Below are 23720 nucleotides of genomic sequence, written 5' to 3'. Positions count from 1 at the left end.
CTCGCGTGGTTCCCTTGACCGGTGCGCAAGCTACCCGTCCTGAGCGCGACGGCGATCCTGCTCGGCCTCCTCACCGGCTGCAGCGACGATCCCGCCGACGCCGGCCCGACGCCGAGCAAGCCTCCGGCGACCACTCCGAGAACCGCACCGACCGGTGAGCCACCCGCTCCACCCGCCGCCGAAGGCGACCTGCCGCGCGGCGGCCGCACGATCTTCCCCAAGCACCAGCTCGTCGGGTACGTCGGCCTGCCCGGCTCCCCCGCGCTCGGCCCGCTCGACAAGAACATCGACGCCAAGGCCGCCCAGCTGGAGAAACTCGCGACGGCGTACGCCGGAGGGCGCACGCCGCTGCCGGTGATGGAGCTGATCGTCGTCATCGCCAACGGGCACGCCGGACCGGACAACAAGTACCGCAGCCGGCTGAGCGACGCCAAGATCCAGCCGTACCTGGACACCGCGCGCAAGCACAAGATGCTGCTCCTGCTCGACGTGCAGCCCGGCCGTGCGGACTCGCTGACCGAGGTCAAGCGGCTGGAGAAGTGGCTCAAGGAGCCTGACGTCGGGCTGTCGTTCGACCCGGAGTGGGCGGTCGGGCCTGGCCAGGTGCCGGGCCGCGTCTTCGGCCGGACGACGGGCGCCGAGCTGACCTCGATCGCGACGTACCTGTCGGGCCTGGTGAAGGCTAGAGATCTGCCGGAGAAGGTCTTCGTCTTCCACCAGCTCTCGTCGCGGATCCTGAGCAACGAGAAGGCGTTCAAGCAGCAGCCGGGGGTGGTGACGATCAAGTCGGTCGACGGGATCGGCCACCGAACCGACAAGGAGTCGACCTGGCGCAAACTGACGCCGACGATGGCGCCGGGGGTGCACGCGGGCTTCAAACTCTTCTACGAGGAAGACACCCGGCACGGACCGCTGATGACCCCTGCGCAGGTGATGGCGCTGAAGCCCCGACCGGAGTTCGTGGTCTACGAGTGAGGTCGCGTGCCGGGCTTCATGGTCGGCGCGCTGCGCTCAGACCCGGCGGCCGGTCGCGAAGCGGTGGCGGCCGGCCAGGTCTAGCTGGTCGCGGACCTCGGTGAACTGGCCGGTCGCGGCGAAGATCGCCGGGGCCGACTCGCCCTGGACGTCGGCGTGCTCGCAGCCGAACCAGCCGCCGGGCTTGAGCAGCCGGGCCGCGGTGGCCGCAACCACCTTGATCTCGTCCAGGCCGTCGTCGCCCGACCACAGCGCGAGCGCCGGGTCGTGGTCGCGGACCTCGGCCGTGACCGACTCCCACGCGGTCAGCGGGATGTACGGCGGGTTGGCGATCACCGCATCGACCAGCCCGTCCAGTTCGGGCAGGCAGCCGTCGATGTCGCCCTCGTGCAGCGTGGCGCCGGTCCCGGCGAGGTTGCGGCGGGCCCAGACGACCGCGTCCGCCGACAGCTCGACGGCGTGGACCGTGCTGTCCGGGCGCTCGGTCGCGACCGCTCCGGCGATCGCCCCCGAGCCGCTGCACAGGTCGACGACCAGCGGCGCCTCGACGTCCTTGAGCCGGTCCAGCATCCAGCCGACCAGCACCTCGGTCTCCGGCCGCGGCACGAAGACCCCTGGGCCGACAGCGAGCTCCCGGTAGCGGAAGGCCGCCGTACCGGTCAGGTGCTGCAGCGGCTCGCGCTGGGCGCGGCGGTCGACCAGTACGTCGTACTGCTTGAGCTGGTCGTCGCGGAGGTCAGCCAGGCCCAGCTGGAGCCGGGAGACGCCAGCGACGAAGGAGAGCAGTTCGGCAGCGTCGTACTCGGGTGAAGCGACCCCTGCCTCAGCAAGCCGCTCGGTGGCAGCAGCGATCAGCTGGCGAGTGTTCACTGGTGGGTCTCGACGGCGTCCAGCCGGGCGGCCATGTCGGCGTCGGTGAGCGCCTGGATCACCGGCGCCAGCTCGCCGCCGAGAACCTGGTCGAGGTTGTGCGCCTTGTAGCCGACGCGGTGGTCGGAGAACCGGTTCTCCGGGAAGTTGTAGGTGCGGACCCGCTCGGAGCGGTCGACCGTCCGGATCTGCGAACGGCGCGCGTCCGAGGCCTCCTGGTCGGCGGCCTCCTGCGCGGCGGCGAGCAGCCGGGAGCGCAGTACGCGCATCGCCTGCTCGCGGTTCTGCAGCTGGGACTTCTCGTTCTGCATCGAGACCACGATGCCGGTCGGCAGGTGGGTGATCCGCACCGCCGAGTCGGTCGTGTTGACGCTCTGGCCACCGGGACCGGACGAGCGGAACACGTCGATCCGCAGGTCGTTCTGGTCGATCTCGACGTCGACGTCCTCGGCCTCCGGCAGCACCAGGACACCGGCCGCGCTGGTGTGGATCCGGCCCTGCGACTCGGTCACCGGCACCCGCTGGACCCGGTGCACGCCGCCCTCGAACTTGAGCTTCGCGTACGGCGCCTCGCCCGGCTCGGGAGTGCCCTTGGCCTTCACCGCGACGGTGATCGACTTGTACCCGCCGAGATCGGACTCGGCCGAGTCCAGCACCTCGGTCTTCCAGTTCTGCTGCTCGGCGTACTTGAGGTACATCTTCAGCAGGTCGCCGGCGAACAGCGCCGACTCGTCGCCGCCCTCACCGGCCTTGATCTCGAGGATCGCGTCCTTGTCGTCGCTCGGGTCGCGCGGGACGAGCAGCATCCGGAGCTTCTCGGTCAGCTCCTCGCGGCGGGCCTCCAGCTTGGTCGCCTCGTCGGCGAACGCCGGATCCTCGCTCGCCAGCTCCTTGGCCGCCTCGATGTCGTCGGCGGTCTGCAGCCACTCGTCGTACGCGCGGACGACCGGCGCCAGCGCGGCGTACCGCTTGCCGACCCGCCGGGCGTTGGCCTGGTCGGAGTGCAGCTCGGGGTCCGACATCTGCCGCTCCAGCTCGGCGTACTCCGCCTTGAGCGTCTGCACCGCTTCGAACATCGGTCACTCCTTCCAGATCGTGGGCACAACACAAACCGCGCGCCGGTCCGCGGACCCCTCGAAAGGAATCTGCGGACCGGCGCGCGGTGGAAAAGCTACTTCTTCGCGTACCGCTTCTCGAAGCGGGCGACCCGGCCGCCGGTGTCGAGGATCTTCTGCTTGCCCGTGTAGAACGGGTGGCACTGCGAGCACACGTCGGCGTGGATCGAACCCGACTCGGCCGTCGACCGCGTCTGGAAGGTCGCGCCACAGGTGCAGGTCACCGTGGTGTCGACGTAGGTCGGGTGGATGTCGCTCTTCATGAATCTCCTAGGTTTCAGGTGCCCCGGGTCGTCAGCGGATGCTCACGTGAACCGGAACCAACCAGCAAGTCTGCCAAACGGCGGCGCTGAAAGTAAAATTCCGGCTTTCAGTTGCCGTCGTCGGTGGTGCGGCCGTTGCCGGTGCTGGGGGTGGTCTTGTTGACCTGGAGGAGGAACTCGATGTTCGACTTGCTCTCCTTGAGCTTGCCGATCAGGAGTTCCAGGGCGGCCTGGCCGTCCAGGGCCGACAGGACCCGGCGGAGTTTCCAGACGACCTGGGTCTCGTCCTTGCTCATCAGCAGTTCCTCGCGGCGGGTGCCGGAGGCGACGACGTCGATGGCGGGGAAGATCCGGCGGTCGGCGAACTCGCGGCGCAGCCGGAGCTCCATGTTGCCGGTGCCCTTGAACTCCTCGAAGATGACCTCGTCCATTTTGGAGCCGGTCTCGATCAGGGCCGTGGCCAGGATCGTCAGCGAACCGCCGTCCTCGATGTTGCGGGCCGCGCCGAAGAACCGCTTCGGCGGGTAGAGCGCCGAGGAGTCGACGCCACCGGACAGGATCCGGCCGCTGGCCGGGGCCGCGATGTTGTACGCGCGACCGAGCCGGGTGATCGAGTCGAGCAGCACGACCACGTCGTGGCCGAGCTCGACCAGGCGCTTGGCGCGCTCGATCGCCAGCTCCGCGACCGTGGTGTGGTCGTCGGCCGGGCGGTCGAAGGTGGAGGCGATGACCTCACCCTTGACCGTGCGCTGCATGTCGGTGACCTCTTCGGGGCGCTCGTCGACGAGAACCACCATCAGGTGCACTTCGGGGTTGTTCGTGGTGATCGCGTTGGCCAGCGCCTGCAGCACCATCGTCTTGCCGGCCTTCGGCGGCGACACGATCAGGCCGCGCTGGCCCTTGCCGATCGGGCTGACGATGTCGACGATCCGGGTGGTCAGGATGCCCGGTTCGGTCTCCAGCCGGAGCCGCTCGGTCGCGTACAGCGGGGTCAGCTTGTTGAAGTCCTGGCGCTGCTTGGCGATCTCCGGGTCCGACCCGTTCACGGTGTCGATCCGGACCAGCGGGTTGAACTTCTCCTTGCGCTCACCGTCGGACGGCTGCTTCACCGCACCGGTGATCGCGTCGCCCTTGCGCAGGCCGTAGCGCTTCACCATCGACAGCGCGACGTACACGTCGTTCGGGCCCGGCAGGTAGCCGCTGGTCCGGACGAACGCGTAGTTGTCGAGTACGTCGAGGATGCCGGCGGCCGGCACCAGGACGTCGTCCTCGCTGATCGTCGGCTCGGCGTCGAACCGCTCGCCGCGACCGCGGTTGCGGGTGTTGTCGCGGCCACCGGTGGGCTGGCGGTCGTCGCGGTTGCGGTCCCGGTCGCGACCGCGGCGACGCCGGCGGCGGCCGTCGCCGTCCTGGTCGTCGGCGGCGCGGCTGTCGTTGCGGCTGTCGGTCCGGCCGTCCCGGTTGTCGCGGTTGTCGTTGCGCCCGTCGGTGCGGGTGTCACCCCGGCCGTCGGTGCGGTTGCGCTGGTCGCGGCCACCGTCGCGGTTCTGCTGACCGTCACGGCCACCGTCCCGCTGACCCTCACGAGCCTGCTGGCCGTCGCGGGCCTGCTGACCCTCACGGTTCTGCTGGTTGTCGCGGTTGCGCCCGCGCTCCCGGCCACCCTCGCGGTTGCGGTCCTCGGACCGGCCCTCGCGGTCGTCCCCACCGGTCTGCGCGGTCCCGTTCTGCGCGGCGGCGCGGTCAGCGACCGGCGCGCTCTCGACGGCCACGGCCGGTACGGCGGCGGTCTGCGCCGCGGCGCGGTCGGCGGCCCGGCCGGCGCGGTCCGCGCGGTCGGCACTGTCAGCGGCGCGGTCGGCGCCGTTCTTCGCGTCGGCGCTCTTCGCCTCGGCGGTCACACTCGGAGCGGACGCTCCGTTCTGCTCGGCGGCCGTCTCGGCCGCGGCGGCGCGGGCCCGGCGACTGCCGCCCTCGCGCACCGGAGCCTCGGCCGGCGCGCTCTTGCGCGCCACCGCCGGCTCCACAGCCGCCTCGTCCAGGGTCGGCTGCGTCGACCGGGCGCGGCTGGCGCCACCGGTCGAGCTACCGCCCTGAGCGGCCTTGATCGCCTCGATCAGCTGGCCCTTGCGCAGCGCGCCGGTGCCCTTGATGCCGAGCGTCCCGGCGAGCTGCTTGAGCTCGGGGAGCAGCATGCCTTCGAGGCCGCCTCCGGTCTTGCGGCGCCGCGTGCTCGCGCTCGCTTCGGGCGCCGTGGCGCCGTTGGAGGCTTCAACAGTTTCTGTCACGTGAGGTCCTTCCCACACGGATGAACGATGTCCTGACCGGCTCATCGCCCGGAATCAGCTCCCACGGCCGGCGGACGGCATCGTGGGTACAAGAGGTTCTCGCTGGATCCGGTCCCCCGAAATTCTCCGGCGCAGGCGGCGCAGGTCATTCACTGGGAGATCGCCACGGACACCTGGGTGCCGGGAACACAGCCCGGAAGCGGCGAGAGTCACCGATCACCTGGAGGGGATCGGGTGAGTCGAGACTAGCACCACACAGGGTCCTTCTGCTGCCTCGTGGGGTACAACGCGTGTCCGGTCCTGATCATTCCGCCCACGGCGAACTGTCGCCGTCCGCGACCCCGGACCAGACCTGTACGCCGGCTGGATCGATCGCCAGGTCGTGCCGCGTCCAGCCGTCCGGCGCGACCGGCAGGGCCGCGATCTCCTTGCCCGAAAGGGCATCCAGCACCAGAACGGTAGGACCGGCTCCGCTCACGACGGCGGCCAGACGGCTCCCCCGCAGCTTGTGCACGAGCGCCAGCGTCTCCGGCATCACCGGTTCGCGGTACTCCTGATGGAGGCGATCTTCGGTCGCCGTCATCAGCAAACCCGGCTGCGACGTGATCGCCGTCACCAGCAGCGCGGCCCGTCCGGCGTTCGCCGCGGCGTCCGCATGCGGTACGACGTCCGGCAGCAGGCCGCGTGCCTGCTTCGTGAGCACCTTGACCTCGGGCACGTAGACCGTCGCCCGCAGTTCGGCGACCGGATCCGTCCGCACGGCCTTCCCCACGCCGCCGTCGACCCAGGCCGTCGTGAACCCGCCCAACGCGGCCGCCGCCACGTTGTCCGGATGCCCTTCGAGCTCGTTGGCCAGCGCGACGACGTGCTCGCGCTCGAGCTCGACCCCGGCCAGTCCGTACGCCGCGGCGATCCCGCCGACGATCGCCGCCGAGGAGGATCCGAGCCCGCGCCCGTGCGGCACCCGGTTCGTGCACTGCAGCACGAACCCGGGCACCTCAACACCCAGCGCCGACAGTCCGGCCCGCACGGCGCGCACCACGAGATGCGACTCGTCGAGCGCGACTTCCCCCGCACCGGCGCCGGTGACCTCGACCACGACACCGGAGTCGGCGGGAGTAACAGTTAGTTCGTCGTACAGGCCGAGGGCGAGACCGAAGGCATCGAAACCAGGGCCGAGATTCGCACTGGTCGCGGGAACGCGAACCCGGACGGACTCCAACTCAGACCAGTCCGGCAACGCGAGCGACCGCGTCGGTGTCGGCGGGCGTGACGACTGCCTCGGCCGGCGGAGCGGACGACAGCGCGGTGTCGATGTCCTTCAACCCGTGGCCGGTGACGGTGATGACGACCGTCTGGCCGCCATCCACTCGACCGGCCGCCTTCAGCTTCAGCAGCCCGGCGACACCGGCAGCCGACGCCGGCTCGACGAAGACACCTTCGCGCGCAGCCAGTTCACGCTGCGCGGCGAGGATCTGGTCGTCGGTGACAGCCTCGATCAGACCGCCCGACTCGTCACGCGCGTTCTCGGCCAGCGTCCACGACGCCGGGTTGCCGACGCGGATCGCGGTCGCCAGCGTGTCCGGCTTCTCGACGATCGCGCCGCGCACGATCGGCGCCGCGCCCTCGGCCTGGAAACCCCACATCCGCGGCCGCCGCGACGACACCTTGTCCTTGGCGTACTCGCCGTACCCCTTCCAGTACGCCGCGATGTTGCCCGCGTTCCCGACCGGGAGCACGTGCAGGTCCGGCGCGTCACCGAGCGCGTCGACGACCTCGAACGCCGCGGTCTTCTGCCCCTCCAGGCGCACCGGGTTCACCGAGTTCACCAGCGCGACCGGGTAGTGCTTGCCGAGCTCGCGGACGATCCGCAGGCAGTCGTCGAAGCCGCCGTCGACCTGCACCAGCTGCGCGCCGTGCACGATCGCCTGCGCCAGCTTGCCCTGCGCGATCCGGCCGGCGGGGATCAGCACCAGCGGGATCAGCCCGGCCCGGACGGCGTACGCCGCGGCCGACGCCGAGGTGTTGCCCGTCGAGGCGCAGACGACCGCCTTGTCACCGGCCTGCGCGGCCAGCGAGATCGCGACCGTCATGCCGCGGTCCTTGAACGAGCCGGTCGGGTTGTTGCCCTCGACCTTGAGCCAGACCTCGCAACCGGTCTGCTCGGACAGCCACTGCGCGGCCACCAGCGGCGTACCGCCCTCGCCGAGCGTGACCACCGGAGTGTCCGTCGAGACCGGCAACCGGTCGCGGTATTCCTCGATCACGCCTCGCCACTGGTGCGCCATCCGAATCAGTCCCCTTCGACCCGCATCACACTGCTGACTTCACGAACGATGTCCATGTCGCGCAGGGTCTCCACGGTGGCCGAGAGCGCGGCGTCGGTGGCGGTGTGGGTGACCACGACGAGCTGTGCGTCACCGCCCCGGCCCTCCTGGCGGACGGTCTGGATCGACACACCGTGCTCGGAGAACGCGTGGGCCACCGCCGCCAGCACACCGGCCTTGTCGGCCACGTCCAGCGACACGTGGTAGCGGGTCATCGCGTCGCCCATCGGCCGCACGGCTCGCTGGGTGTACGACGACTCGCCGACCCCCGGCACTCCCTTGAGCCGGTTGCGCGCGGCGGACACCAGATCCCCGAGGACAGCACTGGCCGTCGGGGCGCCGCCGGCACCACGACCATAGAACATCAGCTGGCCGGCCGCTTTGGATTCCACGAAAACGGCGTTGTACGCGTCCCGGACCGAGGCCAGCGGGTGGTTCTGCGGGATCATCGCCGGGTAGACCCGGGCGCTGACCGAGTCGGTGACCTCGTCCAGCTCGCAGATCGCCAGCGACTTCACCACGCAGCCCATCTCGCGGGCCGAGGCGATGTCGGTCGCGGAGACGTCGGTGATGCCCTCGCGGTGCACGTCCGCGATCGAGACCCGGGTGTGGAACGCGAGGCTGGCCAGCAGCGCCGCCTTCGCGGCGGCGTCGAAACCCTCGATGTCGGCGGTCGGGTCGGCCTCGGCGTACCCGAGCTCCTGGGCCTCGGTCAGCGCCTCGTCGAACCCGGCGCCGGTGGAGTCCATCTTGTCGAGGATGTAGTTCGTGGTGCCGTTGACGATGCCCATCACCCGGGTCACGTCGTCACCGGCCAGCGACTCGCGCAGCGGCCGCAGGATCGGGATCGCGCCGGCCACGGCGGCCTCGAAGTACAGGTCACGCTCGTACTTCTCGGCGGCGGCGAACAGCGTCGGGCCGTCCTCGGCGAGCAGCGCCTTGTTCGCGGTGACGACCGAGGCGCCGTGCTCGAGCGCGGTCAGGATCAGCCCGCGGGCCGGCTCCAGCCCCCCGATCACCTCGATGACGAGGTCGAGGTCGCCGCGGCTGACCAGCGCCTGTGCGTCGGTCGTGATCAGCGACGGGTCGACCGCGATGTCGCGCTCGCGGCCACCCCGCCGTACGGCGATGCCCGCGATCTCCAGCGGCGCGCCGACCCGGGCGGCCAGGTCGTCGGCCCGCGTGGTCAGGATCCGGACCACCTCGGTGCCGACCACGCCGCAGCCCAGCAGCGCGACCTTCAGGGGCTTCTTGTCCAGGCTCATTCGGCGGCTCCCATGTCCAGCAGCAGCAGGTCGTCCTCGGTCTCCCGCCGGACGACGACGCGGGTCTGACCGTCCTTGACCGCGATCACCGGTGGCCGCGGAACGTGGTTGTAGTTGCTCGCCATCGAGCGGCAGTACGCGCCGGTGCCCGGTACGGCGACCAGGTCGCCGGGGCCGACGTCGGAGGGCAGGAACTCGTCCTTGACGACGATGTCACCGGACTCGCAGTGCTTGCCGACCACGCGCGCGAGCGTCGGGGCGGCGTCGGAGTACCGGTTGACGAGCGTGCAGGAGTAGTCGGCGTCGTACAGCGCGGTGCGGATGTTGTCGCTCATCCCGCCGTCGACCGAGACGTAGGTGCGGGAGGCGCCCGCGTCGAGCGTGACCTCCTTGACCGTGCCGACCGAGTACACCGTGCAGACGGCCGGGCCGACGATCGCGCGGCCGGGCTCGATCGAGATCCGCGGCGCCTCGACCTGGTAGGCCCGGCACTCGTGCTCGACGATCTTGGTCATCTCGGTGGCCAGCTGCGCCGGGTCTGCCGGGTCGTCCTGGGTGGTGTAGGCGATCCCGAAACCGCCGCCCAGGTCGAGCTCGGGCATGTCCACGCCGAGCTCGTCGGAAACCCTTGCGTGCAAGGCGATCAGCCGCTTCGCGGCCAGCTCGAACCCGGCCGTGTCGAAGATCTGCGAGCCGATGTGCGAGTGCAGCCCGAGCAGCCGCAGCTCGGCCGCTTCGTTGACCTTGGCAACGGCTTCGAAGGCCGCGCCGGAGGTGATCGAGAAGCCGAACTTCTGGTCCTCGTGCGCGGTCGCGATGTACTCGTGGGTGTGCGCCTCGACGCCCGCGGTGACCCGGACCATCACCGGCGCGACCACGCCGCGCTCCGCGGCCAGCTCGATCAGCCGGTCGATCTCGAACAGCGAGTCGACGATGATCCGGCCGACCCCGGCCTCCAGCGCGCGGGTCAGCTCCGGCACCGACTTGTTGTTGCCGTGGAAACCCAGCCGCTTCGGGTCAGCGCCGGCGCGCAACGCGACGGCCAGCTCGCCGCCGCTGCAGATGTCGAGGTTGAGCCCCTCCTCCATCACCCAGCGCACGACCGTCGTACAGAGGAAGGCCTTGCCCGCGTAGTACACGTCCATGTCCTTGAACGCGGTCCTGAACGCGCGCGCCCGGCTGCGGAAGTCGTCCTCGTCCAGCACGTACGCCGGGCTGCCGTGCTCGGCGACCAGGTCACGCAGGTCCACGCCGCCGACGACCAGGGAACCCTCGGCCGACTTCTTCGCCGTACCGGACCAGAGCGCCGGGACCAGGTCGTTGACGTCGCGGGGCGCCCGCAGCCACGGCGGCGCCTTGTGCCCGATGTCGGCGTGCAGCGTGCCCGCCTCGTGCGCCCTCACATCCGCTCCGGAGCGCTGACGCCGAGCAGGTCCAGCCCGTTGGCCAGGACGGTCCTGGTCGCCGAGACCAGGGTCAGGCGAGCCTTGTGCACCGGCTCCACCTCCTCGTCACCGCGCGGGAGCACCCGGCAGCTGTCGTAGAACTTGTGGAAGGCGGACGCGGTGTCCTCCAGGTAGCGGGCGATCCGGTGCGGCTCGCGCAGCTCGGCCGCCGTCGCGACGATCCGCGGGAACTCGGCCAGCGCGCGGAGCAGGTCGCCCTCGCGCTCGTGGCTGAGCAGACCCGGGTCGAACTCGTCCAGCTTGACGCCCAGATCGTCGGCGTTGCGCAGGATCGAGGCCAGCCGGGCGTGCGCGTACTGCACGTAGTACACCGGGTTCTCGCTGACCTGACGCGTCATCTCCTCGATGTCCAGCGTCAGCGGCGAGTCGACCGGGTAGCGGCAGAGCGTGTAGCGGAGCGGGTCGACGCCGCCCTCCTCGACCAGCTCGGCGAGCGTGACGATCGTGCCGGCCCGCTTCGACAGCTTCATCTCCTCACCGTTCTTGAGGATCTTCACCAGCTGGCCGATCAGGATCTCGATGTTGTGCTCCGGGTCGTCACCGGCACAGGCCGCGATCGCCTTCAGGCGGTTCACGTACCCGTGGTGGTCGGCGCCGAGCAGGTAGATCGCGACCTCGAACCCGCGCTCGCGCTTGTTCACGTAGTACGCCGCGTCCGAGGCGAAGTACGTCGGCTCGCCGTTGGACCGGATCAGCACCCGGTCCTTGTCGTCGGTGAAGTCGGTGGTGCGCATCCAGAGCGCGCCGTCCTCGTCGTACAGGTGGCCCTGGGCGCGGAGCTTCTCGATCGCGTGCCCGACACCGTCCTGCTCGTGCAGGCTGCGCTCGGAGTACCAGACGTCGAACTTGGTGCGGAAGTGCTCCAGCTGGTCCTGCTGCTCCTTGAGCTGCCGCTCGTACCCGGCCTCACGGAACGCGACGACCGGGTCGGTGGCCTCCAGGATGCCGGGGACCTCGGCGACGATCCGCTGCGCCAGCTCGCCGATGTACTCGCCGTGGTAGCCGTCCTCGGGGATCGGCTGACCGGTCGCGGCCGCGAGCAGCGAGGCGCCGAACTTGTCCATCTGGGCGCCGCGGTCGTTCACGTAGAACTCACGGGTGACCACCGCGCCGGCCTTGGTCAGCACCCGCGCCAGCGCGTCGCCGACGGCGGCCCAGCGGGTGTGCCCCAGGTGCAGCGGGCCGGTCGGGTTCGCGGAGATGAACTCGAGGTTGATCGCCTGACCCTTCAGGCTGTCGCTGCTCCCGTACGCCGAGCCGGCGTCCAGGATCGACTGCGCGATCTTGCCCTGGGCATCGGCCGCCACCCGGATGTTGATGAACCCCGGGCCGGCGATCTCGACCGCGGTGATCGCGTCGTCACCGCCCAGCTTGGCCGCCAGCAGCTCGGCGAAGGCACGCGGATTCATCCCCGAACGCTTACCCAGCTGCATCGCGACGTTCGTGGCATAGTCCCCGTGCTCGGGGTTCTTGGGCCGCTCGACCTTCAGCTCGCCCGGCAACCCGCCGTCGACAGTGATGGTGCCGTCGTCGACGAGCGCGGTCAGGGCCTGCAGGATCTTCTCAGCGAGCTGTTCCGGAGTCACCCGCTCAGCCTAATGGCCCGCGTCCCCGCCTCCACCCCCGCCATCCACAGGCCGGAACCGAGCGCGAGCCGAGGCGTGTCCGGCGATCGGGTTCAGAGGGGGAGGGAGCCGCTGCATCTAGCTGTGAAGCAGGCACGGCGCGTGTCCGTTCCGTCGGGTGGCGGGGCGGGTGGGCCGCGGCGGTGTGTGCAGAAAGGAGCTGCCGCATCCAGCCGTGCGACAGGCACGGCGGCTAGCCGTTCCGTCCGGCGGTGGGGGTGGGCGGGCCGGTGGTGGCGGTTCGCAGGTGCACTCCTCGTACGGGCCTGGGGCGCTGGTGCCGGAGAGCGCTGAGCTGGGTTCGGGCAGGAGTGGTCGGGAGTCAAGCTTGTCCAGGACGCTGCGAGCCGGACTGCCGCATTAGGCGCCGGGCGCTGTCCCGCCGAGCTGGGCGAGCCTCGGCGGCGCGGTCAGACACGGAGCTAACCCATCCAGCCGCACGACGCCCACGCCACTCCGACGCCTCCGAAGGCGACGGCAGCCACCGCGCCTCTCCGTTCCATCCGGCGGCCAGGGTAGGCAGGCCGCGGGCTTGCCTGACCGGGTCGCAGGGCCTCCACCACGTCTCCCGCCCAACCCAGCAGGGTGGTCGGCGTCGCCAAGTCGGTGAACGCGACGCCCACCACTGTCCAAGCCGGCGACACGCCGCGTGCAGCGGGGTTCGGCGCGGCGTGTCGTGAGGTTGGTCAGTGGTGGGCGTCGGCGGCTGGTGGTCGCGTGGGCGGGCGCCGCGCTAGCGGGCTGCGGCTCTGGGCGTGGTACGCGCGGTGAGCTGGCGGGCGTGAAGCAGCGAGCCGGGCCGCAAGTGGGGTTGCCGCGTGGGACGCCGGGCCGGCGCGGGACGGGACGGCACCCCAGCATGCAGCGCGGCTAGCGCCACGCCCTGCGCCGACCCAGCGTGCGAGGCGATCAACCTCGCGCCGCCGCGGCTGGGTGAGCAGGACAACAGCGTCCGGGCCTGGCTCGACGAGGAGTAGCCGGCCGCCACTGCGCCCTGGCCGAACGCCCACCACCTTCCAACCTCCGCGAACCGGCCCTTCGGACGGCGTGTCGCGGCGTGTCGCGCCAGATTTCGCTGCTTGGTGGGTGGTGCACGTTCGCCTTTCCAGCTGGCTCGAACGAGTGTCGCCGCACGACCGGCCTGCCTAGGGTGCGAAGACGCTGTCGGTATCCATTCCCCGCCCCGGTATGGCCAGGGGCGGACGGGCTGGTGAGTCCGGGCATAAGTGGAGCGAGGCAGCAGGTACCAACTGCCATCAGCGACCCGCCCACCCCGACCGCCGGATGGAACGGTTGAAGCGGTGACTACCGCACGGCTGGACGCGGCGGCTCCTTGCCTGACCGCGCCGCCGAGGCCCGCCCGCAACCACCGCCCGATGGAACGGGGAAGCGCGGTAGCTGCCGCACGGCTGAATGCGGCAGCTCCTTGCTTGACCGAGCCGCCGAGGCCCGCCCTCACCACCGCCCGATGGAACGGGGAAGCGCGGTAGCTGCCGCACGGCTGGATGCGGCAGCTCCTTCTCCCGACGGCGCGCCGCGCTCAGGCTGGGCTGAGGCGCATGATTGCCAGCGTTTCGACGCCGTTGCCTGCCGGGTGGCGCTGGTTGACGGTGACTGTGACCACGTCTAGCTTGCCGATCCGTGCGCGGTAGCCCGGTTGCTGGCCGACGCTGCCTGCCGTGTCCGGCCCGGTGCCGGCGAAGTCGACGCCGCTGGCGGTGGCTTTGCTGACGACCAAGGTGCCGAAGCCGGCGACGCTTTGTTTCATCGGGACTCTGGTGCCGGTGCGGACGTAGATCTCGCAGGTGCCGTCTTTGCAGGTGTCGTAGTCGAAGCCGTTCTTGGCGTAGGGGCCGGTGGGCTTCGGTGGGGACGTGGGGGTGGGCGACGTGCTGGGCTCGTCGGCGGGCGGCGCCGAGCTCGGCGTACCGGACGGGGCCGCGCCGGAGTCGGCGCTGCAGGAGGTCAGGCAGACGGTGAGGGCGGCGGCGGCCAGTGCGGTGACAGCGAGGGGCGTACTGGTTCGCATGAGGTCAGCCAAGCGTAGTGGACGGGTCACTGGCGGCAGTCTGCCACTTTCCTGCCAGGGTGCGTTCCACCTGGTGGACTCATCGTGTCGCGGTGACCTGGATCCTGCTCTGCCGGACCAGTTTGGTGTCCCACGCGACGGGCTCGCCGTTCAGTTCGACCTTGACGGTGCCGCAGACGTCGCCGACGCACTTGCCGTCGTACCGGACGCCCCAGAGCTCGAAGAACTGCTTCAGCGTCGGGCGCTCGGCCTTGGTCTTCGCCTCGACGTAGACCAGGCCGTCGTCGGTGTGGGTGTGGATCGCGGCCTGCTCCGCGCGGACCCGGTCGACGCCGATCCCGGCCGGGATCTTCACCGCGCTGCCGGCGACGGTCAGGGCGAGGTTGACCGTGTACGGCATCGGGCCGCTGAAGTCGAGCGGCAGCCGTTCCATCCCGGCCTGGTCGATGTACGACACCGCGTCGCGCGGGGCGTCCCACGGCGGCGGACCCTCCCGGGTCTCGGCCGGGCCGGGCGGAGCCGGGCCGACCTGGCAGCCGGTCGCCAGCACCGGCAGCGCCGCCAGTACGACGGCAGCGATCACCCGGCGGCCTGCTCTCATGGGCAGGAGGGTTTCACGGGCGTCCGGCGTACCGGACAGGTGGTCAGTCCTCGGCGGGCATCAGGACCCAGAGCACGAGGTAGATCAGGAACTGCGGGCCGGGCAGGATGCAGCTGATCACGAAGATCAGGCGCATCGTGTTCGGCGTGGTCCCGAACCGGCGGGCGAGCCCGGCGCAGACGCCGGCGATCCAGCGACCGCGGGACGGACGGACCAGAGTGGTGGAAGCCATGAGGTCGGATTTCCTTTCCGGGGTTGGCGTTACGACCACTATGACGCCCGGCCCGCCACGGGAGATCCCGCCGCGCGGAACAGCCAGGGACCGTTCAGGGTCATCCCGGTGACCCACATGAGGGTGCCCGATTCGGGATCTGGGGCGATCTCCTGCTACTGTTCTGCTCGTTCCTGAGCCCCCGTAGCTCAGGGGATAGAGCACCGCCCTCCGGAGGCGGGTGCGCAGGTTCGAATCCTGCCGGGGGCGCAGAAGGCACCACCGAAGGCCTGGGTCTACACCCGGGCCTTTCGTGTTTTCAGGATCTCCGCGTAGTGGTCGAGGATCACGTCACCGGCCGCCTCTCCGAGAGCAGGATCAGGTAGCCCAGGCAGCTCCCGGTCGGGCGTCGTCGACCATGAGCAGCGGTCCCCGGATATCCATACGTTGCCCTCAGCAACCGCACTGGGTCTGCGGCGGCCGGAACAGAGTGTGGTCTCGCATGTCCGGAACGTGACCCCCTGATGACCGCAGCCTGTCGCTGGTTGGATGGGGCTATGACGCTGCTGCACTACACGGCCTTCAGCACCGATCCTGCGGGTGGGAACCCGGCGGGGGTGGTGCTCGACGCTGCTGGGATGAGTGATGCGGAGATGCTGGCGGTCGCCGCGGAGGTCGGGTACTCGGAGACAGCCTTCCTGATGAGCAGCGCGGCCGACGGCGCGATCCCGATCAGGTACTTCTCGCCGCAGGCCGAAGTGCCGTTCTGCGGGCACGCGACGGTGGCTACTGCTGTCGCCCTGGCTGAGCGGGTGGGTCCTGGTGAGCTGACGTTCGCCACACCAGCCGGAACGGTCCCTGTGCTGATCGAGGAGGGCCCGGACGGGCTGCGGGCGACGCTGACGAGCGTGGAGCCGTACGTCGAGGCAGCGGGTGATGTCAGCGAGGTGCTGGAGCTGCTGGGCTGGCAGAGCGACCAGCTGGACGCTGCGCTGCCGCCGCGGGTCGCCTACGCGGGTGCGCGGCATCTGGTGCTCGCGGCGGCGACGCGGGAGCGGTTGGCTGCGCTGGAGTACGACTTCGACGGGCTGCGGGCGTACATGCTCGAGCGCGACCTGACGACGCTGCAGCTGGTCTGGCGGGAGTCGCCCACGGTGTTTCACGTGCGCGATCCGTTCCCGGTGGGTGGCGTCGTCGAGGACCCGGCGACCGGCGCTGCGGCTGCCGCGTTCGGGGCCTACCTACGGGAGCTCGGACTCGCTCACCCACCCGCCACCATCCAGCTCCGTCAGGGAGACGATCTCGGGCGGCCGAGCCGGATCACTGTGGAGCTACGCGTCGACGACAACCGCGTGCGGGTCAGCGGGTACGCCGTACCTATGGAACCTGCCTGAGCCATTCCTCGGTGCCGAACTTGCTGACCACCCGCTCCTCGGCCTCGGCGACGGTCGCCGCGGAGATCTCGCCGGGCGCCAGGCCGTAGCGGCCGCGGAAGGACGCGACCATCCGGTCGATCACGTCGGCGCGGTCGAGGCCGGTCTGGCTGCGCAGCGGGTCGACGCGTTTGGCGGCGCTCTTGGTGCCCTTGTCGGAGAGCTTCTCGCGGCCGATCCGCAGCACCTGGACCATCTTCGCGGCGTCCATGTCGTAGGCCATCGTGACGTGGTGCAGCACCGCGCCACCGGCGAAGCGCTTCTGCGCGGCGCCGGCGATCTTGCCGGCCGGCGAGGTGATGTCGTTGATCGGCTGGTACGTCGCCGCGATGCCGAGGTCGTTCAGCGCGCCGAGCACCCAGTCGTCGAGGAACGCGTACGACTCGACGTACGACAGGCCGGAGACCAGCGACTCGGGGACGTAGAGCGAGTAGGTGATCGTGTTGCCCGGCTCGACGAACATCGCGCCGCCGCCGCTGATCCGGCGCACGACGGTGACGTCGTGCTCGGCCGCGCCGTCGAGATCGACCTCGTTGCGCAGCGACTGGAAGCTGCCGATGATGACCGCGTTCGAGGCCCACTCCCAGACCCGCAGCGTCGGCGGCCGCTCCCCCGACCCGACCTGCTCGGTGAGCACCTCGTCGAGCGCCATCTGCAGCGCGGGCTCGCGCGGTACGTCGTGCACGAACTCCCAGGCGTGGTCGTGCCAGCCGGTCGCGCCGGTCAGCGCGCGCCGTACCGCGACCGCGACCGCCTCCGGCGAGAACCCGAGCATCTCGACGCCGTCCCCGAGCACCGCCCGCACCCGCGCCGCGACCTGAGCCGCCGGCGCGTCGACCGGCGTACCGGCCAGCGCGTCGTTGATCCGCTGCAGCGCGTCGTCGGGTTCGAGAAAGAAGTCGCCGCTGATCTGCGCCTTCAGAACCGTGTCGTCCAGAACCTCGAGATCGGCCACCACGAGCTTGCCACCCGGGACCTTGTACTCACCATGCACACCAGGAGCAACCCGCCCGGCCCGGCGGATGTTCCCGGCTCACGCCGGGGTCCGGCCGCTGATCCTCAGGAGCAGGTTCTCGGCGGTGTCCTCGACCACCTCCCCGGTGCCCAGGCTCCAGTCGAGGTCGGTGGCCTGGAGTCTGGTGCCGGTGAGGTCGACGCCGAAGTACTTGAGCTGCTTCTCGCCGGCTCCCGACAGGACGATGGCCAGGCGGTCGAGGGGGACGTGGCGGTCGATGCCTAGAGCAACGGTGAGGTCGAGGCCGTGGATGACGTCGTGGGACAGCGCGCCCTCGTAGCCGCCGCCCGGGGGTTTCCACTGGTGGTGGATGTTGTCCTCGAGGGTCTTGGTCAGTTCCTCGGCGGTGAGTGCGGCCGCGTCGTCGGCGGCCTGGCGGTTGGCGAGGCGGTTGAAGTTGCCGCGGCTCTTCAGCATCTCGAGCAGGAAGCGCGGGGTGCTGTAGCGGTACGGCATGACGATGTGGGCCACCAGTTCGCGGACCCGCCAGCCCTCGCACAGGGTCGGGCGGTCCCAGTCGGCAGCGGAGAGATTGCGGAGTACGGCGACCAGGTCGGTGCGCTCGGCGGCGATGGTGCTCTGGATGTCGGTCATGCCTTACCGACGAACAGGCGCGCGGCTAAACGGACACCTGGTCGAGCCGGCGCTGCAGGTACGCCTGCTCAGCGTCTGACTTGGTGAGAGCGAGTGCGGCTCGGTAGGCCGCGGCAGCCTCCTCGAAGCGGCCCAGCCGACGCAGGAAGTCGGCCCTGGTCGCTGCCAGCAGGTAGTAGCCGTCCAGACCCTCCAGCTCGTCCAGCAGCCGCAGGCCGATCGCCGGGCCGTCCGCCATCCCGATGGCCACAACCCGGTTGAGTGCCACGACAGGTGTCTGCTTCAGCTGCCCGTAGAGCGCAGCGATCTGCGGCCAGTCGGTGTCAGCAGCAGTCGGCGCAACCGCATGGCAGGCGGCGATCGCTGCCTGGATCTGGTAGGGCCCAGGACGCCTGCGACGCAGTACGGCGTCCAGCAACTCGGTGCCCTCGGTGATCTCGCCCAGGTGCCAGCGGCTGCGGTCCTGGTCCTCCAGCGTCACCAGTACGCCGCCGGCCGAGCGTGTGTCCCGCCGCGCGTTGTGCAGCAGCATCAGCGCCAGCAGCCCGCCCGCCTCCGGCTCGTCGGGCATCAGCCGGACCAGCAGCCGCGCCAGCCGGATCGCCTCGGTCGCCAGCTCACGGCGTACGAGCTCAGCTCCCGCGGTAGCGCCGTACCCCTCGTTGAAGAGCAGGTACAGCACAGCCAGTACGGCGGGAGTCCGCTCCGGCAGCAGGTGGTCCGGCGGCACCCGGTACGGGATGCCCGCGTGCTTGATCTTCTGCTTGGCGCGGGTGAGCCGCTTCGACATCGCCTCCTCCCCCACCAGGAAGGCCCGCGCGATCTCCGCCGTCGACAGCCCGGCCAGCGTGCGCAGCGTCAGCGCTACTCGCGTCTCCATCGCCAGCGCCGGGTGGCAGCAGGTGAACATCAGCCGCAGCAGGTCGTGCTCGGGCTCCTCCGGCCAGTCCATGGTCACCGCCACCTCCCGCAGCTTCGCCGCCCCGACCGCCTCGCGCCGCATCCAGTCGATCGCCCGGCGCCTGGCCGTGGTCGTCAGCCACGCTCCCGGCTTGTCCGGTACGCCGTCCTCCGGCCAGGTCCGCAGCGCCGCCGCGAACGCCTCCTGCACGCACTCCTCGGCCACCTCCCAGTCACCGGTGACCCGGATCAGCGTCGCCAGCACCTGGCTCCACTCCTCCCGGAACACCTGGTCCAGCTGGTCGGCGACGCTCACCCGAACGGCCCCTCCAGCACCGGGCGGATCTCGATCGTCCCGTACGCCGCCGCCGGGTGCTTGCCGGCGATCTCGATCGCCTCGTCCAGGTCCGCGCACTCGATCAGCACGAACCCGCCGATCTGCTCCTTGGTCTCCGCGAACGGCCCGTCGGTCAGCAGCAGCTGGTCGTCCCGGACCCGGACCGTCGTCGCCTCCTGCGGCGGTCGCAGCCCGGCACCCCCGCGGACCACGCCGCGCTCCTCCATCTCCTCCGACCAGCCGCCGCACCCGTCCTGCGCGTGCTCCTCGGCCGTCTCGTCGCCACAGATCATCAGCAAGTACTTCATCCGGACTCCTCTCCACCCCACCGACGAACGGGGAAAGTCGTTCCGGACACACGGTACGCAAACGGCCTGCTGAACATCGGCTGAACTGCGAGGCCGGGAGGGTCCGCGTGCCTACACTGAATCCGTTTGTGGTGTGCCATCCGTAGGAGGACCGATGCCCGACTCCCGTACTCAGACGATCGCCTACCCCGCGCCCGGTGCGCGACCGTCGCGACGGGACCTGGAGCCGCTCGCGCCGCACGTGATCGTGCTGTTCGGGGCCACCGGCGACCTGGCCAAGCGCAAGCTGCTGCCGGGCCTGGCCTACCTGCAGCAGAACCGGTTCGCGCCCGACGTCCGGATCATCGGGACGGCGACCGAGGAGCTGACCACCGACGAGTTCCGGGCCCGCGCGCGGCTGGCCATCGACACCTTCGGGACGCACAAGATCACCGAGGAGGAGTGGGAGCAGTTCTCCACCCGCCTCAGCTACGTGCCGACCACGGCCGGGCCGGCGGCGCTGGCCGCCGCGGTGAAGGAGGCCGAGACGCTGCTCGGCCCGGACACCTGCCGCCTGCACTACCTGTCGGTGCCGCCGAAGGCCGCGCACTCGGTGATCGAGATGCTGCGCGACGCCGACCTGGTCGACCGGGCCCGGGTGGTGATGGAGAAGCCGTTCGGTGACGACCTGGCCAGCGCGATCGAGCTGAACGACTTCGTGCACGAGACCTTCGACGAGGCGCAGATCTTCCGGATCGACCACTTCCTCGGCAAGGAGGCGGCGCAGAACATCCTCGCCTTCCGGTTCGCCAACGGGCTGTTCGAGCCGATCTGGAACCGCAACTTCATCGACCACATCCAGATCGACATCCCCGAGGAGCTCGGGCTCGACCAGCGGGCCACCTTCTACGAGCCGACCGGCGCGTTCAAGGACATGGTCGTCACGCACGTGCTGCAGGTGCTCGCGTTCGTCGCGATGGAGCCGCCGACGGCGCTGGAGCCGCGGGCCATCTCGGAGGAGAAGAACAAGGTCTTCCGGTCGATGCTGCCGATCCAGCCGGCCGACGTCGTCCGGGGTCAGTACGGCGGCTACCGCGCCGAGGCCGGGGTGGCGCCGGACTCCGACACCGAGACGTTCATCGCGATGAAGGTCGGGATCGACAACTGGCGCTGGGCCGGCGTGCCGTTCTACCTGCGGACCGGCAAGAAGATGGCCGAGGGGATGCGGATCATCTCGATCGCGTTCAAGGAGGCGCCGAAGACGATGTTCCCGGCCGGCTCCGGCGTCGGGGCGCAGGGCCCGGACCACCTGACCTTCGACCTGGCCGACTCGTCGCGGGTGTCGCTGTCGTTCTACGGCAAGCGGCCCGGTCCGGGGATGCGGCTGGAGAAGCTGTCGATGCAGTTCTCGACCCAGGAGACCGAGTCGGCGGCCGACGTACTGGAGGCGTACGAGCGGTTGATCCTGGACGCGATGCGCGGCGATCACACGCTGTTCACGACGGCCGAGGGCATCGAGTCGCTCTGGGAGAACTCGACGCTGCTGCTCGAGGACCCGCCGCCGGTGAAGCCGTACGCGCCGGGCACCTGGGGGCCGAACGCGATCCACCAGCTGATCGCTCCGCGGGCCTGGCGGCTGCCGTTCGAGCGGGAGTGGCGCGAGCAGAAGAGCTAGACGGGCCGGCGCAGGTCGTCGATCGCCGCGGTGAGCGCGGTCTCCAGGTAGTTCATCCGGTCGGTCGCGACCAGCATCGTGGCGCCGCCGTTGATCGCGGTCAGGATCGCGGTGGCGCTGCGGACCGGATCGACCGCTTCGCTGATCTCGCCGGAAGCGCGCAGTGCTTCGACGCCGTCGACCAGGTACTGCAGCCAGCGATCCAGCATGTCGCCGACGATCTGCCGGGTCGTCGTGTCGCCCAGCCCCAGCTGCCCGACCAGCGCCGACAGCGCGCAGCCTTCGCGCTGCTCGTCGTACATCTTGAGAACCCGGCGCCGCCAGGCCTGCCACTTGCGCCAGCTGGTCAGGTCGCCGAGCTGCGGCATCTGCTCGGCGATCACCTGCTCGGCCTCGTGCCGCGCGACCGCGAGCATCAGGTCGGACTTGCCGTCGGGGAAGTAGTGGAACAGCTGGCTCTTGCTGGTCGCCGTCGCGGCCCGGATGTCGTCCAGGCCGACGTTCACCACGCCCTGCTCGCGGATCAGCCGCGCGGCCCCGTCGACGATCCGCTGCCGGGTCGCGGCGCCCTTCGCGGTCAGCACTCGCTCCTCCATGCTTCGAGTGTACTGGACCGCTCAGTTCAGACGTCTGGACCGAGGGGTCCAATCGGCGTGCTACTTTGGACCCATCAGTCCAATCACTAGCGAAGGAGCAGCTGCCATGCGTCTGGCAGACAAGACCGCCCTGGTCACCGGGGCCACCAGCAACATCGGCCGCGCGATCGCGGTCGCGTACGGCGCGGAGGGCGCGCACGTGGTCGTCACCGGCCGCAACGCCGAGCGCGGTGAGGCGGTCGTCGCCGAGATCCGCGCCGCCGGCGGCAAGGCCGACTTCGTCGCCGCCGACCTCGACGGCTCGCCCGCCGCGGCCCAGCAGCTGGCGGAGCAGGCGACCGCCGTACTGGGCGGCCGGATCGACATCCTGGTCAACAACGCCGGCGCGCTCGACGGCACCGGCACGACCAGCATCGACGAGGCCGCGTTCGACACCGTCTACGCGGTGAACGTGAAGGCGCCGTTCTTCCTGACCGCGGCGATCGCGCCCGCGATGGCCGCCGCCGGCGGCGGCACGATCGTCAACCTGGGCTCGTGGGTGGCCCGCCTCGGCGTCAGCGGCGGTACGGCGTACGCGGCCTCGAAGGGGGCGCTGGAGACGCTCACCCGCGCCTGGTCGGCGGAGTTCGGGCCGTCCGGCGTACGGGTGAACGCGATCTCGCCCGGCGTCGTGCACACGATGACCGACCACCCGGCGGCCGGCATGATGACCGGTACGCCGGGTGGTGACATCGGCCGCCCCACCGACATCGCGCAGGCCGCCGTGTTCCTGGCCAGCGACGACGCCCGGTTCATCCACGCGACCACGCTGGACGTGGACGGCGGACGGATGGGAGTGGCGGTGATCGCCGGTTAGAAGGCCGCGGCCACTGGGATCACGTCGGCGCCGATGCGCTCCAAGCCCTCGAGCTTCTGCACCTCCGGGACGAACCCGAGGGCGGCGTCGACGCCCAGGCCGTGCAACCTGCCGAGTTCGTCGATCAGCTGCTGCGTCTTCTCGCCCTTCTCGCCGGTGTCCAGCGCCTGGTACACGGTCTTGGTGATCTCGTCGTAGTCGCGGCCGACCGTCTCGCAGTGCTTCCGCAGTACGTCGAGCTTGTGCTCCAGCTCCGGGGTGTTGAACAGGTTGCAGGCGTCGGCGTACTGCGCGACGAGCCGGAGCGTCTTCCGCTCACCGCCGCCGCCGATCATCAGCGGCGGATGCGGCTTGCTGAGCGCCTGCGGCGAGTTCAGCAGCCGGGTCGCCTGGTAGTGCTTGCCCTCGAACGCGCTCTCGTCGTCCGACCACATCCGGAGGACGATCTTGACCGTCTCCTCGAGTCGCTCGAACCGCTCGGCCAGCGGCGGGAAGGGGAAGCCGAGCCCGCGGGACTCCTCCTCGTTCCAGCCCGCGCCGAGGCCGAGGATCGCGCGGCCGCCGGACAGGACGTCTAGCGTCGTGACCGCCTTCGCGAGCAGCCCCGGCTGGCGGTAGTGCACGCCGGTGATGACCGTCAGCAGCTTGGCGCGCTCGGTGTGCGCGGCCAGGAACCCGAGCGCGGTGTACGCCTCGAGCATGTCGTTCTCGGCGGGACCGACGCCGCCGATCTGGAAGAAGTGGTCCATCAACGCCAGGTACCGGAAGCCGGCCTGGTCGGCGGTCCGGGCGACCGCCGCGAGCTCCGGGCCGAGTGCGCTGGGCCCGTTGGGCCAGGTGAAGTCGGGAATCTGCAGACCGATGTCCATCGAAGCTCTCCTCTTTGTTGCCGTCTGCCAGACAGTCAACAGCCGCCGTACGGGTCTGCTTCCCGATTCGGGAGAACTACTGTGCGTCACCGGGAGGGCGGCGTGGACTCGGGTGGGTGGGGC

General features: G+C 70.5%; 22 protein-coding genes and 1 tRNA gene. 5 read left to right on the top strand and 18 right to left on the bottom strand.

The window, feature by feature from the left end:
• Nucleotides 1–21: 21 nt before the first annotated feature.
• A complete protein-coding gene (locus ACZ6Z4_RS31735; protein WP_465572718.1) occupies nt 22–975 on the top strand; it encodes a hypothetical protein in 954 nt (317 codons plus the stop codon).
• Nucleotides 976–1011: 36 nt separating this feature from the next.
• On the opposite strand, the gene prmC is transcribed toward ACZ6Z4_RS31735, so the two are convergent.
• From prmC to ACZ6Z4_RS31675, 12 genes are all read right to left on the bottom strand, one after another.
• The gene (gene prmC, locus ACZ6Z4_RS31730) at nt 1012–1845 is read right to left on the bottom strand and encodes a peptide chain release factor N(5)-glutamine methyltransferase (RefSeq protein ID WP_465572715.1); all 834 of its coding nucleotides are present in this window, start codon (nt 1843–1845) and stop codon (nt 1012–1014) included.
• Complete coding sequence (gene prfA / locus ACZ6Z4_RS31725; RefSeq protein ID WP_363664750.1) at nt 1842–2921, bottom strand: peptide chain release factor 1; 1080 nt, start codon at nt 2919–2921, stop codon at nt 1842–1844. Before prfA ends, prmC begins: the two co-directional genes overlap by 4 nt.
• Nucleotides 2922–3016: 95 nt before the next feature.
• A complete protein-coding gene (gene rpmE / locus ACZ6Z4_RS31720) occupies nt 3017–3223 on the bottom strand; it encodes a 50S ribosomal protein L31 (RefSeq protein WP_012922632.1) in 207 nt (68 codons plus the stop codon).
• Between the two features lie 107 nt (nt 3224–3330).
• Complete coding sequence (gene rho / locus ACZ6Z4_RS31715; RefSeq protein WP_465572713.1) at nt 3331–5511, bottom strand: transcription termination factor Rho; 2181 nt, start codon at nt 5509–5511, stop codon at nt 3331–3333.
• A 304-nt stretch (nt 5512–5815) separates the two neighbouring features.
• Complete coding sequence (thrB, locus tag ACZ6Z4_RS31710; RefSeq protein ID WP_465572710.1) at nt 5816–6751, bottom strand: homoserine kinase; 936 nt, start codon at nt 6749–6751, stop codon at nt 5816–5818.
• Nucleotides 6735–7799, bottom strand: coding sequence for a threonine synthase (gene thrC / locus ACZ6Z4_RS31705; protein ID WP_465572708.1), 1065 nt, complete (start codon nt 7797–7799; stop codon nt 6735–6737). The genes thrB and thrC overlap by 17 nt, the downstream gene beginning before the upstream one ends.
• Before the next feature lie 5 nt (nt 7800–7804).
• Nucleotides 7805–9103: a homoserine dehydrogenase gene (locus ACZ6Z4_RS31700; protein ID WP_465572705.1), complete on the bottom strand. Its 1299-nt coding sequence runs from the start codon at nt 9101–9103 to the stop codon at nt 7805–7807.
• On the bottom strand, nt 9100–10506 hold the full coding sequence (gene lysA, locus ACZ6Z4_RS31695; RefSeq protein ID WP_465572702.1) for a diaminopimelate decarboxylase: 1407 nt from the start codon (nt 10504–10506) through the stop codon (nt 9100–9102). The genes ACZ6Z4_RS31700 and lysA overlap by 4 nt, the downstream gene beginning before the upstream one ends.
• Entirely contained in the window at nt 10503–12155 is a 1653-nt protein-coding gene (gene argS / locus ACZ6Z4_RS31690) for an arginine--tRNA ligase (RefSeq protein WP_465572698.1), read from the bottom strand. Before argS ends, lysA begins: the two co-directional genes overlap by 4 nt.
• Before the next feature lie 1579 nt (nt 12156–13734).
• Nucleotides 13735–14223: a hypothetical protein gene (locus ACZ6Z4_RS31685; RefSeq protein WP_465572694.1), complete on the bottom strand. Its 489-nt coding sequence runs from the start codon at nt 14221–14223 to the stop codon at nt 13735–13737.
• A gap of 79 nt (nt 14224–14302) precedes the next feature.
• Nucleotides 14303–14824, bottom strand: coding sequence for a hypothetical protein (locus ACZ6Z4_RS31680; RefSeq protein WP_465572689.1), 522 nt, complete (start codon nt 14822–14824; stop codon nt 14303–14305).
• A 43-nt stretch (nt 14825–14867) separates the two neighbouring features.
• Nucleotides 14868–15056 (bottom strand): PspC domain-containing protein, encoded by a 189-nt coding sequence (locus ACZ6Z4_RS31675; protein WP_363664759.1) that lies wholly within the window; start codon nt 15054–15056, stop codon nt 14868–14870.
• A gap of 177 nt (nt 15057–15233) precedes the next feature.
• Here ACZ6Z4_RS31675 and ACZ6Z4_RS31670 point away from each other — a divergent pair.
• Together ACZ6Z4_RS31670 and ACZ6Z4_RS31665 are read left to right on the top strand one after the other, a co-directional pair.
• A tRNA-Arg gene (locus ACZ6Z4_RS31670) sits at nt 15234–15305 on the top strand.
• A gap of 287 nt (nt 15306–15592) precedes the next feature.
• Entirely contained in the window at nt 15593–16429 is an 837-nt protein-coding gene (locus ACZ6Z4_RS31665; RefSeq protein ID WP_465572683.1) for a PhzF family phenazine biosynthesis protein, read from the top strand.
• On the opposite strand, the gene ACZ6Z4_RS31660 is transcribed toward ACZ6Z4_RS31665, so the two are convergent.
• Genes ACZ6Z4_RS31660 through ACZ6Z4_RS31645 form a run of 4 tightly spaced genes read right to left on the bottom strand, consistent with a single transcriptional unit; the run spans nt 16413 to nt 19622 of the window.
• Nucleotides 16413–17462 carry a lipoate--protein ligase family protein gene (locus tag ACZ6Z4_RS31660; protein WP_465572678.1) on the bottom strand — a complete coding sequence of 350 codons (1050 nt, stop codon included), beginning with the start codon at nt 17460–17462 and terminating at the stop codon, nt 16413–16415. The two genes, ACZ6Z4_RS31665 and ACZ6Z4_RS31660, sit on opposite strands and share 17 nt — an antisense overlap.
• A gap of 39 nt (nt 17463–17501) precedes the next feature.
• Entirely contained in the window at nt 17502–18077 is a 576-nt protein-coding gene (locus ACZ6Z4_RS31655) for a maleylpyruvate isomerase family mycothiol-dependent enzyme (protein WP_465572675.1), read from the bottom strand.
• Nucleotides 18078–18102: 25 nt separating this feature from the next.
• A complete protein-coding gene (locus ACZ6Z4_RS31650; protein WP_465572671.1) occupies nt 18103–19293 on the bottom strand; it encodes an RNA polymerase sigma factor in 1191 nt (396 codons plus the stop codon).
• Complete coding sequence (locus ACZ6Z4_RS31645) at nt 19290–19622, bottom strand: YciI family protein (protein WP_465572667.1); 333 nt, start codon at nt 19620–19622, stop codon at nt 19290–19292. The genes ACZ6Z4_RS31650 and ACZ6Z4_RS31645 overlap by 4 nt, the downstream gene beginning before the upstream one ends.
• A 154-nt stretch (nt 19623–19776) precedes the next feature.
• On the opposite strand from ACZ6Z4_RS31645, the gene zwf reads away from it, so the two are divergent.
• Nucleotides 19777–21276 carry a glucose-6-phosphate dehydrogenase gene (gene zwf / locus ACZ6Z4_RS31640; RefSeq protein WP_465572662.1) on the top strand — a complete coding sequence of 500 codons (1500 nt, stop codon included), beginning with the start codon at nt 19777–19779 and terminating at the stop codon, nt 21274–21276.
• Here the strand turns inward: zwf and ACZ6Z4_RS31635 are convergent.
• Nucleotides 21273–21872, bottom strand: a complete 600-nt coding sequence (locus tag ACZ6Z4_RS31635; RefSeq protein WP_465572657.1) for a TetR/AcrR family transcriptional regulator — start codon at nt 21870–21872, stop codon at nt 21273–21275. The genes zwf and ACZ6Z4_RS31635 overlap by 4 nt on opposite strands.
• A 106-nt stretch (nt 21873–21978) precedes the next feature.
• Between ACZ6Z4_RS31635 and ACZ6Z4_RS31630 the strand changes: the two genes are divergently transcribed.
• Nucleotides 21979–22728, top strand: coding sequence for an SDR family NAD(P)-dependent oxidoreductase (locus ACZ6Z4_RS31630; RefSeq protein ID WP_363664768.1), 750 nt, complete (start codon nt 21979–21981; stop codon nt 22726–22728).
• On the opposite strand, the gene ACZ6Z4_RS31625 is transcribed toward ACZ6Z4_RS31630, so the two are convergent.
• On the bottom strand, nt 22725–23597 hold the full coding sequence (locus ACZ6Z4_RS31625; RefSeq protein ID WP_465572648.1) for an LLM class F420-dependent oxidoreductase: 873 nt from the start codon (nt 23595–23597) through the stop codon (nt 22725–22727). The genes ACZ6Z4_RS31630 and ACZ6Z4_RS31625 overlap by 4 nt on opposite strands.
• Nucleotides 23598–23720 lie beyond the last annotated feature (123 nt).

The organism is Kribbella sp. NPDC104740 (assembly GCF_055583505.1).
This window is presented reverse-complemented; position numbering and strand designations above follow the sequence as displayed.